Source organism: Streptomyces sp. 7-21, assembly GCF_016741785.1.
Classification (GTDB): domain Bacteria; phylum Actinomycetota; class Actinomycetes; order Streptomycetales; family Streptomycetaceae; genus Streptomyces.
Genome location: NZ_JAERRL010000009.1, coordinates 65319 through 81240 on the forward strand (window position 1 = coordinate 65319; position 15922 = coordinate 81240).

Annotated in this window: 13 protein-coding genes; 5 read left to right on the top strand and 8 right to left on the bottom strand. The window is 73.6% G+C overall.

Annotation, left to right across the window (positions count from 1 at the left end; translation table 11 throughout):
• Nucleotides 1–81: 81 nt before the first annotated feature.
• The 3 genes from dnaG to JK356_RS13535 all read right to left on the bottom strand — a co-directional run bounded on the left by dnaG (nucleotide 82) and on the right by JK356_RS13535 (nucleotide 3844).
• Nucleotides 82–2028 (bottom strand): DNA primase, encoded by a 1947-nt coding sequence (dnaG, locus tag JK356_RS13525; RefSeq protein WP_201867982.1) that lies wholly within the window; start codon nucleotides 2026–2028, stop codon nucleotides 82–84.
• Between the two features lie 63 nt (nucleotides 2029–2091).
• Nucleotides 2092–2883 carry an SAM-dependent methyltransferase gene (locus tag JK356_RS13530; protein ID WP_201867984.1) on the bottom strand — a complete coding sequence of 264 codons (792 nt, stop codon included), beginning with the start codon at nucleotides 2881–2883 and terminating at the stop codon, nucleotides 2092–2094.
• Between the two features lie 82 nt (nucleotides 2884–2965).
• Nucleotides 2966–3844 (bottom strand): helix-turn-helix transcriptional regulator, encoded by an 879-nt coding sequence (locus tag JK356_RS13535; RefSeq protein ID WP_201867985.1) that lies wholly within the window; start codon nucleotides 3842–3844, stop codon nucleotides 2966–2968.
• Nucleotides 3845–3929: 85 nt separating this feature from the next.
• On the opposite strand from JK356_RS13535, the gene JK356_RS13540 reads away from it, so the two are divergent.
• Nucleotides 3930–4745, top strand: coding sequence for an SDR family NAD(P)-dependent oxidoreductase (locus tag JK356_RS13540; RefSeq protein ID WP_201867986.1), 816 nt, complete (start codon nucleotides 3930–3932; stop codon nucleotides 4743–4745).
• Between the two features lie 45 nt (nucleotides 4746–4790).
• Here JK356_RS13540 and JK356_RS13545 read toward each other — a convergent pair whose 3' ends face one another.
• The 4 genes from JK356_RS13545 to JK356_RS13560 all read right to left on the bottom strand — a co-directional run bounded on the left by JK356_RS13545 (nucleotide 4791) and on the right by JK356_RS13560 (nucleotide 9941).
• A complete protein-coding gene (locus JK356_RS13545; protein ID WP_201868160.1) occupies nucleotides 4791–6542 on the bottom strand; it encodes a pyruvate dehydrogenase in 1752 nt (583 codons plus the stop codon).
• A 189-nt stretch (nucleotides 6543–6731) separates the two neighbouring features.
• Nucleotides 6732–7634, bottom strand: coding sequence for a carbohydrate ABC transporter permease (locus JK356_RS13550; RefSeq protein WP_201867987.1), 903 nt, complete (start codon nucleotides 7632–7634; stop codon nucleotides 6732–6734).
• A complete protein-coding gene (locus JK356_RS13555; protein ID WP_201867988.1) occupies nucleotides 7634–8533 on the bottom strand; it encodes a carbohydrate ABC transporter permease in 900 nt (299 codons plus the stop codon). Before JK356_RS13555 ends, JK356_RS13550 begins: the two co-directional genes overlap by 1 nt.
• Before the next feature lie 112 nt (nucleotides 8534–8645).
• Nucleotides 8646–9941, bottom strand: coding sequence for an ABC transporter substrate-binding protein (locus JK356_RS13560; protein ID WP_201867989.1), 1296 nt, complete (start codon nucleotides 9939–9941; stop codon nucleotides 8646–8648).
• Nucleotides 9942–10283: 342 nt separating this feature from the next.
• Here JK356_RS13560 and JK356_RS13565 point away from each other — a divergent pair, with 342 nt between their 5' ends.
• From JK356_RS13565 to JK356_RS13580, 4 genes are read left to right on the top strand one after another with little or no spacing between them, the layout of a single operon-like run.
• Nucleotides 10284–11402: an ROK family transcriptional regulator gene (locus JK356_RS13565; RefSeq protein WP_201867991.1), complete on the top strand. Its 1119-nt coding sequence runs from the start codon at nucleotides 10284–10286 to the stop codon at nucleotides 11400–11402.
• The gene (locus JK356_RS13570; RefSeq protein WP_201867993.1) at nucleotides 11399–12532 is read left to right on the top strand and encodes a substrate-binding domain-containing protein; all 1134 of its coding nucleotides are present in this window, start codon (nucleotides 11399–11401) and stop codon (nucleotides 12530–12532) included. Before JK356_RS13565 ends, JK356_RS13570 begins: the two co-directional genes overlap by 4 nt.
• Nucleotides 12529–13308: an ATP-binding cassette domain-containing protein gene (locus JK356_RS13575; protein ID WP_201867995.1), complete on the top strand. Its 780-nt coding sequence runs from the start codon at nucleotides 12529–12531 to the stop codon at nucleotides 13306–13308. The genes JK356_RS13570 and JK356_RS13575 overlap by 4 nt, the downstream gene beginning before the upstream one ends.
• A complete protein-coding gene (locus JK356_RS13580) occupies nucleotides 13305–14525 on the top strand; it encodes a sugar ABC transporter permease (RefSeq protein ID WP_201867997.1) in 1221 nt (406 codons plus the stop codon). Before JK356_RS13575 ends, JK356_RS13580 begins: the two co-directional genes overlap by 4 nt.
• Nucleotides 14526–14598: 73 nt before the next feature.
• On the opposite strand, the gene JK356_RS13585 is transcribed toward JK356_RS13580, so the two are convergent.
• On the bottom strand, nucleotides 14599–15891 hold the full coding sequence (locus JK356_RS13585; protein WP_201867999.1) for an NAD(P)/FAD-dependent oxidoreductase: 1293 nt from the start codon (nucleotides 15889–15891) through the stop codon (nucleotides 14599–14601).
• Nucleotides 15892–15922: the final 31 nt, after the last annotated feature.

Consider the following 15922-nt stretch of genomic DNA (forward strand, 5'->3'; position numbering starts at 1 on the left):
ACACACCTTTGCCACGAGAGTCGTGCGCCCACTTTCGCGAAGACAATCTGACGGAGCCGTGACCACCGGCGCCCGGCCGCTTCAGCCGTACAGCGCCGCCGCCCCGCGCTCGCGCAGGTCGGTGCGGTAGCGCTGGAGCGTCCACAGCTCCTGGCGCACGGCCGCCGCGCCGTCCGTGTCGCCCTGCGCCTCCAGGCGGCGGGCGGTGGACTCGTAGTCCGTCATGCGCTGGTCCACGGCGGCCAGGCGGACCCGCACCAGCTGCTCGCCCGCGTAGTACTCGTCCGGCTCGCGGCTGGTGCGCAGCGGCTCGACGGCCAGCTCGGTGACGAGACTGCGGACCGAGTCGTCGGGGGCGGCCTCCCGGACGCGCGTGAGGTAGCCGCCGTCTCCGGCGGCGGAGGCGACGCCGCCCGCCTCGGCGATCACGCGGCGGACCACGGCGTACTGCGGGGCGGTGAACTCGTCTTCGCCGTAGGCGTCGAACACCGGGGAGACCAGGTGCGGGAACTGGAGCGCCAGCTTCAGCAGCTCCCGCTCCGCGAGCAGGGCGGGGCTGCGGAGGTTCAGCGGGGGCCCGGCCGGGCGGGGGGCCGGGGCCGCGGGCGCCGCGGCGGCGGACGGGGAGCCGGGGCCGGGCCGCGCGTCGCGCGGGGCGCGGCGCTCGCCGGGCCGGGCCCGCTCGCGGTCCCAGCGGGCGAGCTGCGCCACCCGCCGCACCACGAACCGCTCGTCGGGAATGCCGACAAGGCCCGCCAGCCGCACGGCGTACTCGTGCTGGAGCGAGCTGTCCTTGATCCGGGCGACGACGGGCGCCGCGTGCTCCAGGGCGGCGGAACGGCCCTCGGCCGTCTCCAGGTTGTGCTGGCTGACGATGGACCGCACCGCGAAGTCGAACAGCGGCGAGCGGGACTCGACCAGCCGGGCCACGGCCTCGTCGCCCTCGGCCAGGCGCAGCTCGCAGGGGTCCATGCCGCCGGGGGTGATGGCGATGGACGTGCGCGCCGCGAACTTCTGGTCGTCCTCGAACGCGCGGAGCGCCGCCTTCTGCCCGGCGGCGTCGCCGTCGAAGGTGAACACGACCTCGCCGGCCGCGTGCGTGCTGGAGCTGTCCATCAGGACGCGGCGCAGGATCTTCACGTGCTCCCCGCCGAAGGCGGTGCCGCAGGTGGCGATCGCCGTCGTCACCCCGGCGAGGTGGCACGCCATGACATCGGTGTACCCCTCGACGACGACCGCCTGGTTGCGCTTGGCGATGTCCCGCTTGGCCAGGTCGATGCCGTACAGCACCTGCGACTTGCGGTAGATGGGGGTCTCCGGCGTGTTCAGGTACTTCGGGCCGTTGTCGTCGTCCCGCAGGCGGCGGGCGCCGAAGCCGACGACCTCCCCGGTGATGTCCCGGATGGGCCAGACCAGCCGGCCCCGGAACCGGTCGATGGGCCCGCGGCGGCCCTCCTGGGCGATGCCGGATACCAGCAGCTCCCGGTCGGTGAAGCCGCGCCCGCGCAGGAACCGCACCACGTGGTCCCAGCCGGCCGGGGCGTATCCGACGCCGAAGTGCTCCGCGGCGGCCTGGTCGAACCCCCGCTCCGCCAGGAAGCGGCGGCCGGCCTCGGCCTCGGGCGAGGACGCCAGCTGCTCCGCGTAGTAGGCGGCGGCCTCCCGGTGCGCCTCGACCAGGCGGGTCCGCTCGCTGGCCTGCCGGCCCGGGGCGTACCCGCCGCGCTCGTACCGCAGCGTGATCCCGGCCTGGGCGGCCAGCCGCTCGACGGCCTCGGTGAACGACAGGTGCTCGATCTTCATGACGAAGCTGAGCGTGTCGCCGCCTTCCTGGCAGCCGAAGCAGTGGTACAGGCCCTTGCTGGGGCTGACCTGGAACGAGGGCGTCTTCTCGTCGTGGAACGGGCACAGGCCCTTCAGGTTCCCGCCGCCGGCGCTCTTCAGCTGGAGGTATTCGGAGACGACGGCGTCGATGGGGATCGCGTCCCGCACCGCCCTCACGTCGTCGTCGTTGATCCTCCCGGCCACGGAGGGAAGTCTACGGCGGACCGCTGACATCCCGGCCGGGCGGCCGGGGCGGCGCCGGCGGTGTCAGGGCTTGCGGGCGACCCCGCCGTACTGGTGGACCTCGGCGGGCAGGCCCAGGGCGAGGGAGTCGGGGCGCCAGCGCGAGCACGACACGAAGCCCGGCTCGACCAGCTCCAGGCCGTCGAAGAAGCGGGCCAGCTCCTGCGGCGAGCGGAGGATGTACGGCACGGACCCGCCCTGGTTGTAGCGGGCGATGGCCGCCACGTACTCCTCGCTGGTGCTGGTGGAGTCGTAGTGGGCGAGGTAGCTGCCGGAGGGCAGGGCGGTCAGCAGGCGGCGGACGATGGACCTGGCCTCCTCGTAGTCCTCGATGTGGCCGAGGACGCCCATCAGCAGCAGGGCGACCGGGCGGCTGAGGTCGAGGCGCTCCGCTGCCCGGGCGAGGATCGTCTCCGGCTCGTGCAGGTCGGCGTCCACGTAGTGGGTGCCGCCGCTGGTGGCGCTGGTCAGCAGGGCACGGGCGTGGGCGAGCACGAGGGGGTCGTTGTCGACGTAGACCACGCGGGCGTCCGGAGCGAGACGCTGCGCGATCTCGTGGGTGTTGTCCACGTTGGGCAGGCCGGTGCCGATGTCGAGGAACTGGCGGATGCCCTCCTCCCCCGCCAGGTGGCGCACGACGCGGGCGAGGTAGTAGCGGGCGGCACGGGCACCGTCCACGATGCCGGGGAAGACCGCGCGGAACTCGTCCCCCGCGGCGCGGTCCACGGGGTAGTGGTCCTTGCCGCCCAGCCAGTAGTTCCAGATGCGCGCGGAGTGGGGGACGGTGGTGTCGATCCTGCTGTCCTCGGTGCCCATGGCTGATCAACTTACGGCGGCCGGACCGCACGTCAAGTGGGCCGGTTCCGGCCCCAGCGCCGGGGTGACGCGGCGGCCGCGCTCAGCCGGAGCCGGCCGGGCTCTCCTCCGCCGCGGCGGGCCCGAGCACACCGAGCAGCGCCAGCGCCTCGGCGTCCCGCGACCCGGGCGGCGCGCTGTAGAGCACCAGGTGCTGGTCGCGGTCGGTGAGCGCCAGGGTGTCGCAGTCGACGGTGACGCTCCCGACGACCGGGTGGTGGAAGGTCTTGGTGAGCATCGGGGCGACGCGCACCTCGTGCTGGTCCCAGAGCCGGCTGAACTCGGAGCTGGTCTCGCGCAGTTCGGCGACCAGCCGGGCCACGTCGGGGTCGGCGGGGTAGCGGGCGAGGGCGCAGCGCAGGCTGGCGACGGCGAGGCGGCGGAACTCGGAGCCGTCCGAGAGGCCGTACAGCCGGGCGTCCCCGGGCCCGGTCCTTTCGGCGGCGGGCCCGGCGAACGCCCGCCAGGCCAGGTTGCGTTCGCGCGGGGTGAGCCGGCTGAAGTCCTCCATGAGCGCGGCGGCGAGGTCGTTCCACGCCAGCACCTCGTGCACGGCGGAGACGACGATCGCGGCGGTGCCCGGCAGCCGTTCCAGCAGCCTGAGGACGCTCGGACGCACGTCGCGCCGGTGCCGTCCGGTGCGGCTGGGCGCGGTGCCCGCGAGGAGGTGCAGGTGCTCCGACTCGGCGTCCGTCAGCCGCAGCGCGCCCGCGATCCCGGCGAGCACCTCGGCCGAGGGCCTGGGCGCCCTGCCCTGTTCGAGCCGGACGTAGTACTCGGTGGAGATGTGCGCGAGGACGGCCACCTCCTCGCGGCGGAGCCCGGGGGTGCGGCGGCGCGGGCCCGCGGGCAGGCCCACGTCCTGCGGCCGGATCCGCTCGCGGCGGCTGCGCAGGAAGGCTCCCAGCTCTCGTCTGTCCATACCGTGAGTGTGCCCGGAGTGCGGCGGCGGACCCTGGTACAGCCTGTGCCTGCCTACGGTCCGGCCGCCGCTCAACGCTGGCGTCATGACGAACGACACGACACTGGGCGCGGCGCACGGCGCCGGGCAGGACGCCACGCCTTCCGGGCTGCTCTCCGGGAAGGCCGTGCTCATCATCGGCGCCAGCCGCGGCATCGGCGAGGCGGCGGCCCGGCTGTTCGCCGAGGAGGGTGCCGCCGTGGTGCTCGCCGCCCGGTCCGCCGGCGCGCTGGAGCGGATCGCCGGCGAGATCCGCGCCGCTGGCGGAACGGCGGACGCGGTGCCGATGGACCTCGCCGACCTCGGCAGCGTCCGGGCGGGGGTCGCGCGCGCGGCACAGCTGCACGGGCGGCTGGACGGCGCGTTCAACAACGGCGCGGCGGTCCCGCAGTCCGGGCCGCTGGACGTGGTGAGTGACGAGGACATCGAGCGGCAGTACGTGGTCAGCTTCCGTGCGCAGTGGGCGGCGATGACGGCCGAGGCGGCGGTCATGCGCGAAGGTGGCGGCGGGGCGATCGTGAACACCTCCAGCATCGGCAGCCGCCGCGCCACCCCGGAGCTGCCGGCGTACGCGGCGATGAAGCGGGCGCTCAACAGCCTCACCGAGACCGCCGCCGTGACGTGGGCCCGGGAGGGTGTCCGCGTCAACGGCCTCACCCCCGGCGGCACCGCGACGGCCATGCTGGAGGCGTGGGACGCCGCCTCTCCGGGCGTCATCAGGCAGGCGGCCGCGGCCACGCCGCTGGGGCGGCTCGCCCAGCCCCGGGAGGTGGCGGAGGCGGCCGCGTGGCTGCTGAGCGACCGGGCGTCGATGGTGACCGGCGCGATGCTGCCGGTGGACGGCGGCGCGGGCTGCCTCTGACGCAGCGGCCGTCAGCCGGGCGGGGGGCGTTCCGGGGCTGGCTTGCTAGGGGCGGGGGATGTTGCGCAGGTTGGAGCGGGCCATCTGGACCATGCGGCCGACCCCGCCGTCGAGGACCATCTTGCCGGCGGAGAGCGCGAAGCCGGTGACCATCTCGGCGCGGATTTTCGGCGGGATGGACAGGGCGTTGGGGTCGGTGACGACGTCGACGAGGGCCGGGCCCTTGTGGCGGAAGGCGTCCCGCAGCGCGCCGCGCAGCTCCTTCGGTTTCTCGACCCGCACGCCGTGGATCCCGGCGGCGCGGGCGATGGCGGCGAAGTCGGTGCCGTTCAGGGTCGTGCCGTGCGCCGGAAGCCCGGCGACCATCATCTCCAGTTCGACCATGCCGAGGCTGGAGTTGTTGAACAGCACGACCTTCACCGGCAGGTCGTACTGGACGAGGGTGAGGAAGTCGCCCATCAGCATGGCGAAGCCGCCGTCGCCCGACATGGAGACCACCTGGCGGCGCCGGTCGGCGAACTGGGCGCCGATGGCCTGCGGCAGCGCGTTGGCCATGGAGCCGTGGCTGAACGAGCCGATGACGCGGCGGCGGCCGTTGGGGGTGAGATAGCGGGCGGCCCACACGTTGCACATGCCGGTGTCCACGGTGAACACGGCGTCGTCGTCGGCGACTTCGTCCAGTACGGAGGCCACGTACTCGGGGTGGATCGGCCGGTGCTTCTCCACCTTGCGGGTGTAGGCGCTGACGACGCCCTCCAGCGCGTCGGCGTGCTTCTTCAGCATCCGGTCCAGGAAGCGGCGGTCGGTCTTCTCCTTCACGCGCGGGGTCAGGCACCTCAGCGTCTCCTTGACGTCGCCCCACACCGCGAGGTCGAGCGTGGAGCGGCGGCCGAGGTGCTCGGGGCGGACGTCGACCTGCGCGATGGCGACCTTGTCGCCGGCGCCGGGCAGGAACGGGTTGTAGGGGAAGTCGGTGCCGAGCAGGAGCAGCAGGTCGCACTCGTGGGTCGCCTCGTACGCCGCGCCGTAGCCGAGGAGACCGCTCATGCCGACGTCGAAGGGGTTGTCGTACTGGATCCACTCCTTGCCGCGCAGGGCGTGGCCCACCGGAGCCTTGACGCGCTCGGCGAAGCGCATCACCTCGTCATGGGCGCCGGCCGTGCCGGAGCCGCAGAAGAGGGTGACGCGGTCGGCCTCGTCGACCATGCGGACCAGGGCGTCCACCTCGGCGTCGGCGGGCCGCACGGAGGGCCGGGTGGTCACCAGCGCATGCTCCTCGACGCGCTCGGGCACCTGCTCGCCCGCGATGTCGCCGGGGAGCGCGACGACGCTGACGCCGCCCCGGCCGACGGCGTGCTGGATCGCGGTCTGGAGCACGCGCGGCATCTGGCGGTTGTTGGAGACCAGCTCGCAGTAGTGGCTGCACTCCTGGAAGAGCTGGTCGGGGTGGGTCTCCTGGAAGTAGCTGGTGCCGATCTCGCTGGAGGGGATGTGGGAGGCGAGGGCCAGCACGGGTGCCATGGAGCGGTGGGCGTCGTACAGGCCGTTGATCAGGTGGAGGTTGCCGGGGCCGCACGAGCCGGCGCAGGCGGCGAGGCGGCCGGTGATCTGCGCCTCGGCGCCGGCGGCGAAGGCGGCGGTCTCCTCGTGGCGGACGTGGACCCAGTCGATGCCCTTGCGGCGGCGCACCGCGTCCACGATGGGGTTGAGGCTGTCGCCGACCACGCCGTACAGGCGGCGCACGCCCGACCTGACCAGGATGTCGATGAACTGTTCCGCCACGGTCTGCTTGGCCATCGTCCGCCCGCCTTCCGACGCGTACGCCATGGTCCCCCTCCGCCGAGCATGGCCGCTGGGGCGGCGGGGCGCATGCCCAGGCGGGCGTTCAGGGGGACACGGGCCGGGCGAGCCGCCCGCGGGAGGGCGCGGCGGGCGACGGCGCCGCCATTCGAACGCGTGGACGAACGGCGGCGCCGCGGCCGCGGGTCAGCTCTTGACCGAGCCGGACATCAGGCCGCCGATGAAGTAGCGGCCGAGGATGATGTACACCAGCAGCGTCGGCAGCGAGGCGAAGAGCGCGCCCGCCATGGAGACGCCGTAGTTCTGGAGCAGCGCGCCGTTGGCGAGGTTGTTCAGCGCCAGGGTGACCGGGCCGTTCTGGCTGGAGGAGAAGAAGACGGCGAACAGGAAGTCGTTCCACGCCGAGGTGAACTGCCAGATCAGCACGACCACGAAGCTGGGCACCGAGAGGGGCAGGATCACCGACCAGTACGTCCGCAGCATCCCGGCGCCGTCCACGCGGGCGGCCTCGACCAGCTCGTGCGGGACGGTCTGGTAGTAGTTGCGGAAGATCAGCGTGGTGATCGGGATGCCGAAGACGACGTGCAGCAGGATCAGCGTCGGGACGCCGCTGCTCAGCTCCAGGTCCAGCACCAGCTCGTTGAGCGGGATGATCACCGCCTGGTAGGGGATGAACATCCCGAACAGGATGAGCGTGAACACCAGGTTCGCGCCGCGGAAGGACCAGCGCGCCAGCACGAAGCCGTTGACGGACCCGAGCACCGCGGAGATCACGGCTGAGGGCACGACCATCTGCACCGTGCGCCAGATGGCCGGGGACAGCGCCTCCCAGGCGGTCTCCCAGTTGTCCAGCGTCCAGTTCGCCGGCAGGCTCCAGGCGCGTTCGGGCGAGGCGTCGCCGGGGCCCTTGAAGCTGGTCACCAGCAGCACGTAGACGGGGATCAGCACGACCAGCAGGAAGAACAGCAGCGCGGCGTAGCGCAGGGTGCGGGCCAGGCTGAACCCCCGGGCGGGGCGGGCGGGGCCGGGGGCGGCCAGCGGGGCCCCGTCCTGCCGCGCGGGGACGGTCGGGGTGGAGAGCGTGGCCATCACCGCTCCTTGCGGTTGGTGCGGACGAGGTACGGCACGACGACCAGGGCCACGAGGACCAGCAGGATCGTGCCGACGGCGGCGGCGTTGGCGTAGTCGAAGCTCGACTTGAACAGGTACATGTCGACGGCGGGGACCTTGGTCTGGTAGTTCGCCGGCTTGGAGATCGACATGATCAGGTCGAACGACTTCAGCGACATGTGGCCGATGATGATCAGCGCCGACAGCGCCACCGGCGACAGCTGCGGGAACAGCACCAGGCGGTAGAGCTGCCAGGTGGTCGCGCCGTCGACCCGGGCGGCCTCGCGCAGCTCCGGCGGGATGCCGCGGAAGCCCGCGAGGAACAGGGCCATCACGTAGCCGGAGAGCTGCCAGATGGCGGGGATGGCGATCGCGGTGATGCCGTAGTCGACGTTGTTCCACCAGTTGTTCTGGAGGAAGTCCAGGCCCACCATCTGGAACAGCCGGTTCAGGCCTGTGGCGCTCTCGTCCTGCCCGGAGTTGAGCAGCCACCGCCACACCACGCCGGAGGCGACGAACGACACGGCCATCGGGAACAGGTAGACCGAGCGGAAGACCGACTCGCCTTTGATGGGGCGTTCCAGCAGCCACGCCCACAGAAAGCCCATGACCATGGTGCCGCCGAGGAAGACGGCGGTGTACAGCAGCAGGTTCTTCAGCGAGTGCTGGAACGCCTCGCTGCCGAGCAGGTCCAGGTAGTTGTCGAACCAGACGGTGGTGAACGGCTCTTCGCCGGTGGTCTGGGCCGCGGTGTGGATATCGGTCGTGGACGTCTGGACGTTGACGGCGATGAGCCCGTAGACGAAGACGCCGACGAGGATCAGCGAGGGAGCGAGCAGCAGCAGCGGCGGGCCCGCCCGTTTGATGGTTTTCCTCATGTTGTCCCGTGGGTTTCCCTGTGGTCGGGCGCCTTCCGGGGGCGCCGCGGCGCCGCCCCGGCGGGAGTAACCCGGGGCGCGCCGCGGCGCGGTCCGGAACGGCGACGGCGGGTCAGTCGCCGGCCGTCGCGGCGGCGAGCTCCGACTGGAACGTCTCCAGGTCGGACGCCCCGGAGGTGAACTTGCTGGTGGCGTCCGTGACGGCGTTCAGCACGGCCACGGGCGCGGCGGCGCCGTGCGCCAGCGAGGGGACGATGGTGTCCTGCCCGTAGGACTCGATGGCGCTCTGCTGGTACTCGGAGAACTCAGCCGGGTCGGCGTCCGTGCGGGCCGGGATGGAGCCCTTGGCCGCGTTGAACGCGGTCTGGCCCTCCAGCGAGGCGACCGTTTCCAGCCAGGCCCGGGCGCCCCCGGGGTGCGGGGCGCCGACCGGAAGGGTGAACGAGTCGGCGAGGAAGTCGAAGACGCCCTCGGTGCCGGGCACGGGCACGGCGGTGAAGTCCTCGTTGTAGACCTTGCCCTGCTCCTCGAAGGCGGCGACGGCCCAGTCGCCCATCACGTTGAACGCGGCGTTGCCGTCGATGACCTGCTGGGTGGCCTCGGGCCAGTCCAGGCCGTCGCGGTCGTCGTTGGTGAAGCTCATGGCGCGCTCGAAGTCCTCCAGCGCGGCGGTCACCTCGGCGCTCTCCCAGTCGGTCGAGCCGTCCCACAGCCCGTTGTAGCCCTCGGCTCCGAGGTCGGCCAGCAGGATCGTCTCCAGCAGGTGCACCTGGGTCCAGGCGGTGCCGACCGACAGCGGCGTGACGCCCGCGTCCTGGAGCCTCTGAAGGTCCTCGAACCACTCATCGAGCGAGGAGTACGAGGTCTCCGGGTCGATACCGGCCTCCTGGAGCACCGCCGGGTTGGCCCACAGCACGTTGGCCCGGTGGATGTTGGACGGTATGGAGTAGATCTCGCCCTCGTGGGTGAGCAGGTCGACGAGGTCGTCGGGGAACGCGTCCCGCAGCTGAAGCTCGTCGTACAGCGAGGAGAGGCCCTCGAGCTGGCCGGCGTTGATGTAGTCGAGCAGCTCCATGCCGGCGTGCGCCTGGAAGGTGTCCGGCGGGTCGCTGGCCTGGAGGCGTGACTGGAGCAGGTCCTTGGCGGCCGAACCCGCGCCGCCCGCGACGGCGCCGTTGACGAACTCGGTGTCCGGGTGCTGCTCGTTGAAGACGCCGACCAGGGCGTCGAGGCCCGCCTTCTCCGAGCCGGCGGCCCACCAGGTGAAGACTTCCACCTCGCCCGCCGCGTCCGAGCCGCCGCCGCTGGAGCCGCCGGAGGAGTTGGAGCTGCCGCTGCATCCCGCCAGGGCCAGTGACACGAGGGCGGCTCCCGCCACCACCGCGCGGGTTCTGCGATTGCCACGCATGGACATCCCTACGCCTTCATTGCCGTACCGGAGAGGGGCCGCGCGCCGGACAACGGGCGCGCGGGCGGCCGGACGCGGGTGCCGCGCACCGCCGGCCGTCTGGCGCCCCATCAAAGGCCGACCCCGCCTTGGAGTCAAGAAGTAAATCCAAGAAACCTTCTTGAGCTTTCTTGCGGTTGGAACGTGTATCCAAGGCGCAGCGGCCCGCTGCGGGGCGAACCCGCGCTGCCCGTGCGCGACATGACCGGCCGCGAGCCGGGAAGGTATCCTGCGCTCGTGCGCGGTGACCGGGTGACACCGGGCTCCCAGACTTCACTACGTGAGGCCAACCGAGCCCGGATCGTGAGCGCCGTTCAGCGGCGTGGCTCGATCACGCAGATCGAGCTGGCCGGCGTCACCGGCCTGTCCCCGGCCACGGTCTCCAACATCGTCAAGGAGCTGACCGCCGTCGGCGTGCTCCACACCTCACCCTCCACCCGCAGCGGGCGGCGCGCGCTGAAGGTCACCCTCGCCCGCGACCTGGGCCTGGTAGCCGGCATTCACTTCGGCACCCGGTCGCTGCGGGTCGCACTCGCCGACGCCTCGATGCAGGTGCTCACCGAGCAGCGCATGCCGCTCGCCCCCGACCACCGCGCCGACGCCGGGCTGCGCCGCGCCGCCATGCTGGTCGCCGAGATGATCGAGTCGCTCGACGCGCGCCGCGAGGAACTCCTCGCCGTGGGCGTGTGCCTGCCCGCCCCGGTAGACCGCCGCACCGGCCGCATCACGACCGTCGGCATGCTGCGCGGCTGGGACGGGATCACCGTCCCCGAGGTGCTCGGCGAGGAGTTCGACGTGCCCATCGCCGTCGACAACGACGCCAACCTCGGGGCGCTCGCCGAGACCCGCTACGGCGCCGCCGCCGGCCACGAGGACGTGGCCTACCTGCGGGTCTCCCACGGCGTGGGCGGCGGCCTGGTGCTCGGCGGCCAGCTGGTCCACGGCCGCGCGGGCGGCGCGGGCGAGGCCGGGCACGTGACGATCGACGAGAACGGCCCCATCTGCCGCTGCGGCAACCGCGGCTGCCTGGAGACCTTCGTCGGCGCCCCCGCCCTGCTGGGTATGCTCGCCGCCAGCCATGGGCACCTCACACTGCGGGAGGTCATCACGCGCGCCAAGGACGGCGACCCCGGCTGCCGCCGCGTGCTGTCGGACTCGGGGCAGCACCTGGGCGTCGCGGCCGCGAACCTGTGCAACCTGGTGGACCCGTCCATCGTCGTGGTCGGGGGCCAGCTCGCCGAGGCCGGCGAGATCCTGCTCGGCCCGATGCGCACCGTCGTCGAACAGCGCACCATGCCGACCACGGCCGGCCCCGTCGCGGTCGTCGCCGGGGCGCTCGGCGCCGCCGCCGAGGTGCGCGGCGCTCTGTGCGTCGCCCTCGACGCCGCCCGCGTCCACGGTGTGCTGGGGGTGAGCGTGTGACCGGCACCAGCTCCGGCCCGATATCCGGCACCGGGCGCTTCCGGCACGGCCGCACCGCCAGGAGGGCCGCGCTGTGCGCCGCCGCCCTCGCGCTGCTGGCGGCGGTGTGCCTGCGCGCGGTCACCAGCGAGGAACCCGCCGAGGGCGCCATCGCGCTGCTGCTTCCCGAGGTGAAGACCGCCCGCTACGAGACGATGGACCGGCCCGCGTTCACCCGCGTCGTCGAACAGCGCTGCCCCGGCTGCGCCGTGTACTACGCCAACGCCGACCAGAATGCCGCCACGCAGCAGCAGCAGGCCGAGTCGATGCTCGCGCGCGGCGCCGACGTGCTGGTGCTGGACGCCGTCGACACCGTCGCGGCCGTCAGCATCGTGAGGGAGGCCGAACGCCACGGCGTGCCCGTGATCGCCTACGACCGCTTCATCGCCGGCGACGGCGTGGACTACTACGTGTCCTTCGACAGCGAACTCATCGGCTACCTCCAGGGCACGGCCCTGGTATCCGCCATCGAGGCGGCCGGCCCGCGCCCCGACGGCCGCCCGCCCGGCATCCTGCTGGTCCACGGCTCCCCCACCGACCCCAACTCCGCCGCGCTCAAGGCCGGCGTCGCACGCGCGCTGCGCGGCACGGACATCGAGGTGCTCGCCGAGTACGACACGCCGGACTGGAGCCCGGACAAGGCCACCGACTGGGTCGAGAGCCAGCTGACCGAGTTCGGCGACCGCGTGGACGGGGTGTACGCCGCCAACGACGGCATCGCCGGCGGCGCGATCGCCGCCATGAAGGCCGCCGGTTACGACCCGGTGCCGCCTGTCACCGGGCAGGACGGCGAACTCGCGGCGGTGCAGCGCATCATCAGCCAGGACCAGTACATGACGGTGTTCAAGGCGGCCACGGCGCAGGCGGGTTCGGCCGCCGAGCTGGCCGTGCGCGTCCTGCGCGGCGAGACTCCCCGCACCACCGCCGTGATCGACGGGGTGCCGAGCCTGCTGCTCGCGCCCCGGGCGGTCGGCGTGAACGACGTGGAACGCGTCCTCGTGGACGGCGGCGTGCACACGGTGGACGCGATCTGTACCCGCGCCTACGCGGCGGCGTGCGCCCGGACCGGACTGACCGAGGAGAGGCCGTGAGCAGTCCCGCAACTCCCCCCGCCGCCACCGCTCCCGTGCTGTCACTGCGCGGAGTGTCGAAGTACTTCGGCGGCGTGCGCGCCCTGGCCGGCGTCGACCTGGACGTCCATCCGCACGAGGTGCTCGGCGTCGTCGGCGACAACGGCGCCGGCAAGTCGACCCTGGCCGGGGTGATCGCCGGGGTGTTCCGCCCCGACGAGGGCCAGATCCTGCTCGACGGCAGGCCCGTGGTGCTCGACTCCCCCGCCACGGCGCGCGGCTGGGGCATCGCGGCGGTCTTCCAGGACCTCGCGCTGTGCGACAACCTCGACGTTGTCGAGAACCTCTTCCTGGGGCACGAGCCCACGCGCGGCGGCTTCCTGGACGAGATCGCGATGGAGCGCGAGGCGTGGCGGCTGCTGGGGCAGCTGGCCACCAGCGTGCCGTCGGTGCGGCTGCCGGTGCGCGCGCTCTCCGGCGGGCAGCGGCAGGTCGTCGCCGTGGCGCGGGCGCTGCTGGGCTCCCCGCGCGTGGTGGTGCTGGACGAGCCGACCGCCGCGCTCGGCATCCGGCAGACCGCCGAGGTGCTCAACCTGGTCGAACGGCTGCGGGAACGCGGGCACGCGGTGGTGCTCATCAGCCACCAGGCCGCCGACCTGCAAGCGGTCGCGGACCGGTTCGTCGTGCTGCGGCTCGGCCGGGTGGGCGGCGAACTCGACGCCGCCGACGCCGGATACGAGGACCTGCTGGCGGCGATGACCGGAGCGAGCCGGCCCGGCGGAAGGGAGCCGCGATGATCCCGGCGTTCCCGGCGGCCCCGCCGCGGCGGCCCGTGCCGCCGGCCGAGAGCGACCCGTCGTGGACGCGGCTGCTGCGCCGCGTCCCCGACCGCGAGCTGGGCATGGCGCCCGTCATCTGTGTCCTGCTGCTGATCTGGGCGGTCTTCGGCCTGCTCAACCCGGCGTTCCTGTCGGCCGAGAACCTCGTCAACCTCACGTTGCAGAGCGCCCCCACCGGGGTGATCGCGCTCGGCGTGGTGCTGGTGCTGCTGGTCGGCCAGATCGACCTGTCGGTCGGCTCCGTCAGCGGGCTCGCCGCCTCCATCGTCGCCGTGACGACCGTGCTGCACGGCTGGCCGGTCGGGCTGGCCATCGCCCTGGCGCTGGGCGTCGGCGTCTGCGTCGGCCTGGGGTACGGCTTCCTCGCCACGCGGCTGGGCCTGCCAAGCTTCGTGCTGACGCTCGCCGGGCTGCTGGTGCTGGCCGGCGTGCAGCTGCGGGTGCTGGGGCCGAGCGGGTCGGTGAACCTGCCGTTCGAGTCGTGGCTGGTGCGCTTCGCGCAGCAGGGCTTCCTGCCGCCGGCGGCGGCCTGGGGCCTGGTGGCCTGCGCGACCGCCGCGTCCGCCGCCGCGCAGCTGCGGGAGCGGTCCCGGCGGGCGCGGGCCGAGCTGCCGCGGGCCAGCCTGGCGCGGGTGCTGCTGCGCACCGGCGCGCTCGCGGCGCTGCTCAGCGTGATCGTGGCCTACCTGGGCCAGGGGCGCGGCATCGGCTACCCGGTGGTGCTGTTCGTGACGCTGGTGGTGGTCACCGACGTGCTGCTGCGCCGCACCCGGTGGGGCCGGTCGGTGCGGGCCGTGGGCGGTGACCGGCGCTCGGCGCTGCTGGTGGGCGTCCCGGTGCGGCGCACCACCGTGTCGTGCTTCGTCGCCTGCTCCACGCTGGCCACCCTCGGCGGCGTCCTCGCGGCCGGGCGGCTGGCCGCCGCCAACCAGGGCACGGGCGGCGCCGAGACATACCTGACCGCCATCGCCGCCGCCGTGATCGGCGGCACCAGCCTGTTCGGCGGGCGCGGCAGCGCGTGGTCGGCGCTGGTCGGGGTGCTGGTGACCACGTCGATCTCCAGCGGCCTGACGCTGCTGGATATGGACACCGCCTCGCGGCACATCGTCACCGGGCTGGTGCTCGTGCTGGCGCTCACCGCCGACACCGTGCTGCGCGGCCAGCGCTCGCCGTAGCGGCGCACCGCCGGGCCCCGGCCCGCCCCGGCCCGGCGCAGCCCGGCGCGGCGGGCCGGGGCGGCCGTGCCGGTCACCCGGCGGGGACCAGCGACGCCAGCGGCACCTCAGGGTCCGCCAGCGCCTCGGGATCGACGGCGGCGCCGGAGCGGATGAGCGCCTGGAGGACGGGCGTGGTGTCCCAGACGTTGACGTGCATCGCGGCGCGCACGGTGCCGCCGGCGAGCCAGAACGCCAGGAAGGACCGCTCGCCGCCCTTCCCGCCCGGGTCGCCCCGGAAGACGACGCGGTCGTAAGAGCCGGGCGGCGCCCAGCCCGAGTACTCCAGGCCCACGTCGTACTGGTCGGAGAAGAAGTACGGCACCCGGTCGTAGGTGACGTCCTGGCCGAGCATGGCCCGGGCCGCGGCCGGGCCGGAGTGGAGGGCGTTGGCCCAGTGCTCGACGCGCAGCCGGGACGGCGTGCCCGGCGCGGGCTCAGGGCGGGCGATCGCGGCGGCGTCCCCGGCGGCGAAGATCCTCGGGTCGGTGGTGCGCAGCGAGGCGTCCACGGCGATGCCGCCGCCCTCGCGCTCCGGCACCAGCGCCAGCCCTGCCGAGGCCGCCAGCGCGGTGCGCGGCGCGGCGCCGATCGCGGCGAGCACGGCGCGGGCGGGCAGCCGCCGGCCGTCGTCGGTGCGGACGGCGGCGACCATGCCGTTCTGCCCGGTGATCTCGGCGACGCGGGTGCCGAAGCGGAACTCCACGCCGTGCTCCCGGTGCAGCGCGGCGAACACCTCGCCCAGCTCCGGGCCCAGCACGCCGTGCAGCGGCGTCGGCTCCGGCTCCACCACCACGACCTCGCTGCCCAGCGCGCGGGCGGCGGCCGCCACCTCCAGGCCGATCCAGCCCGCGCCGGCGATCACCAGCGGCTCGTCCGGCCGGGACCGGTCGGTCAGCACGCCCCGCAGGTGGTCGGCGTGGGCCAGCCGCCGCAGGTGGTGCACCCCGGCGAGGTCCGTGCCGGGCACGCCCAGGCGGCGCGGCTCCGCGCCCGTGGCCAGCAGCAGCGCGTCGTAGGGCACGCGGGTGCCGTCGCCGAGCCTGACCTCGCGCGCCTCGCGGTCGATGGCGACGGCGGGCTGGCCCAGGTGCAGCTCGATGCGGTGGTGCGCGTACCAGGACGGCTCGTGCACGAACGCTTTCTCGCGCGGGGCCCGGCCCGTCAGGTAGTCCTTGGACAGCGGCGGGCGCTCATACGGCTGCTCGTGCTCGTCGCCGATGAGGATGACCCGCCCGGTGAACCCCTCCTCCCGCAGCGTCTCGGCCGCCTTGGCGCCGGCGAGCCCGCCGCCGATGATGACGAACGTCCGGTGTGCTTCGTTCACGCGGTGCCTCCTGGTCGGCTGTCCATTCCTG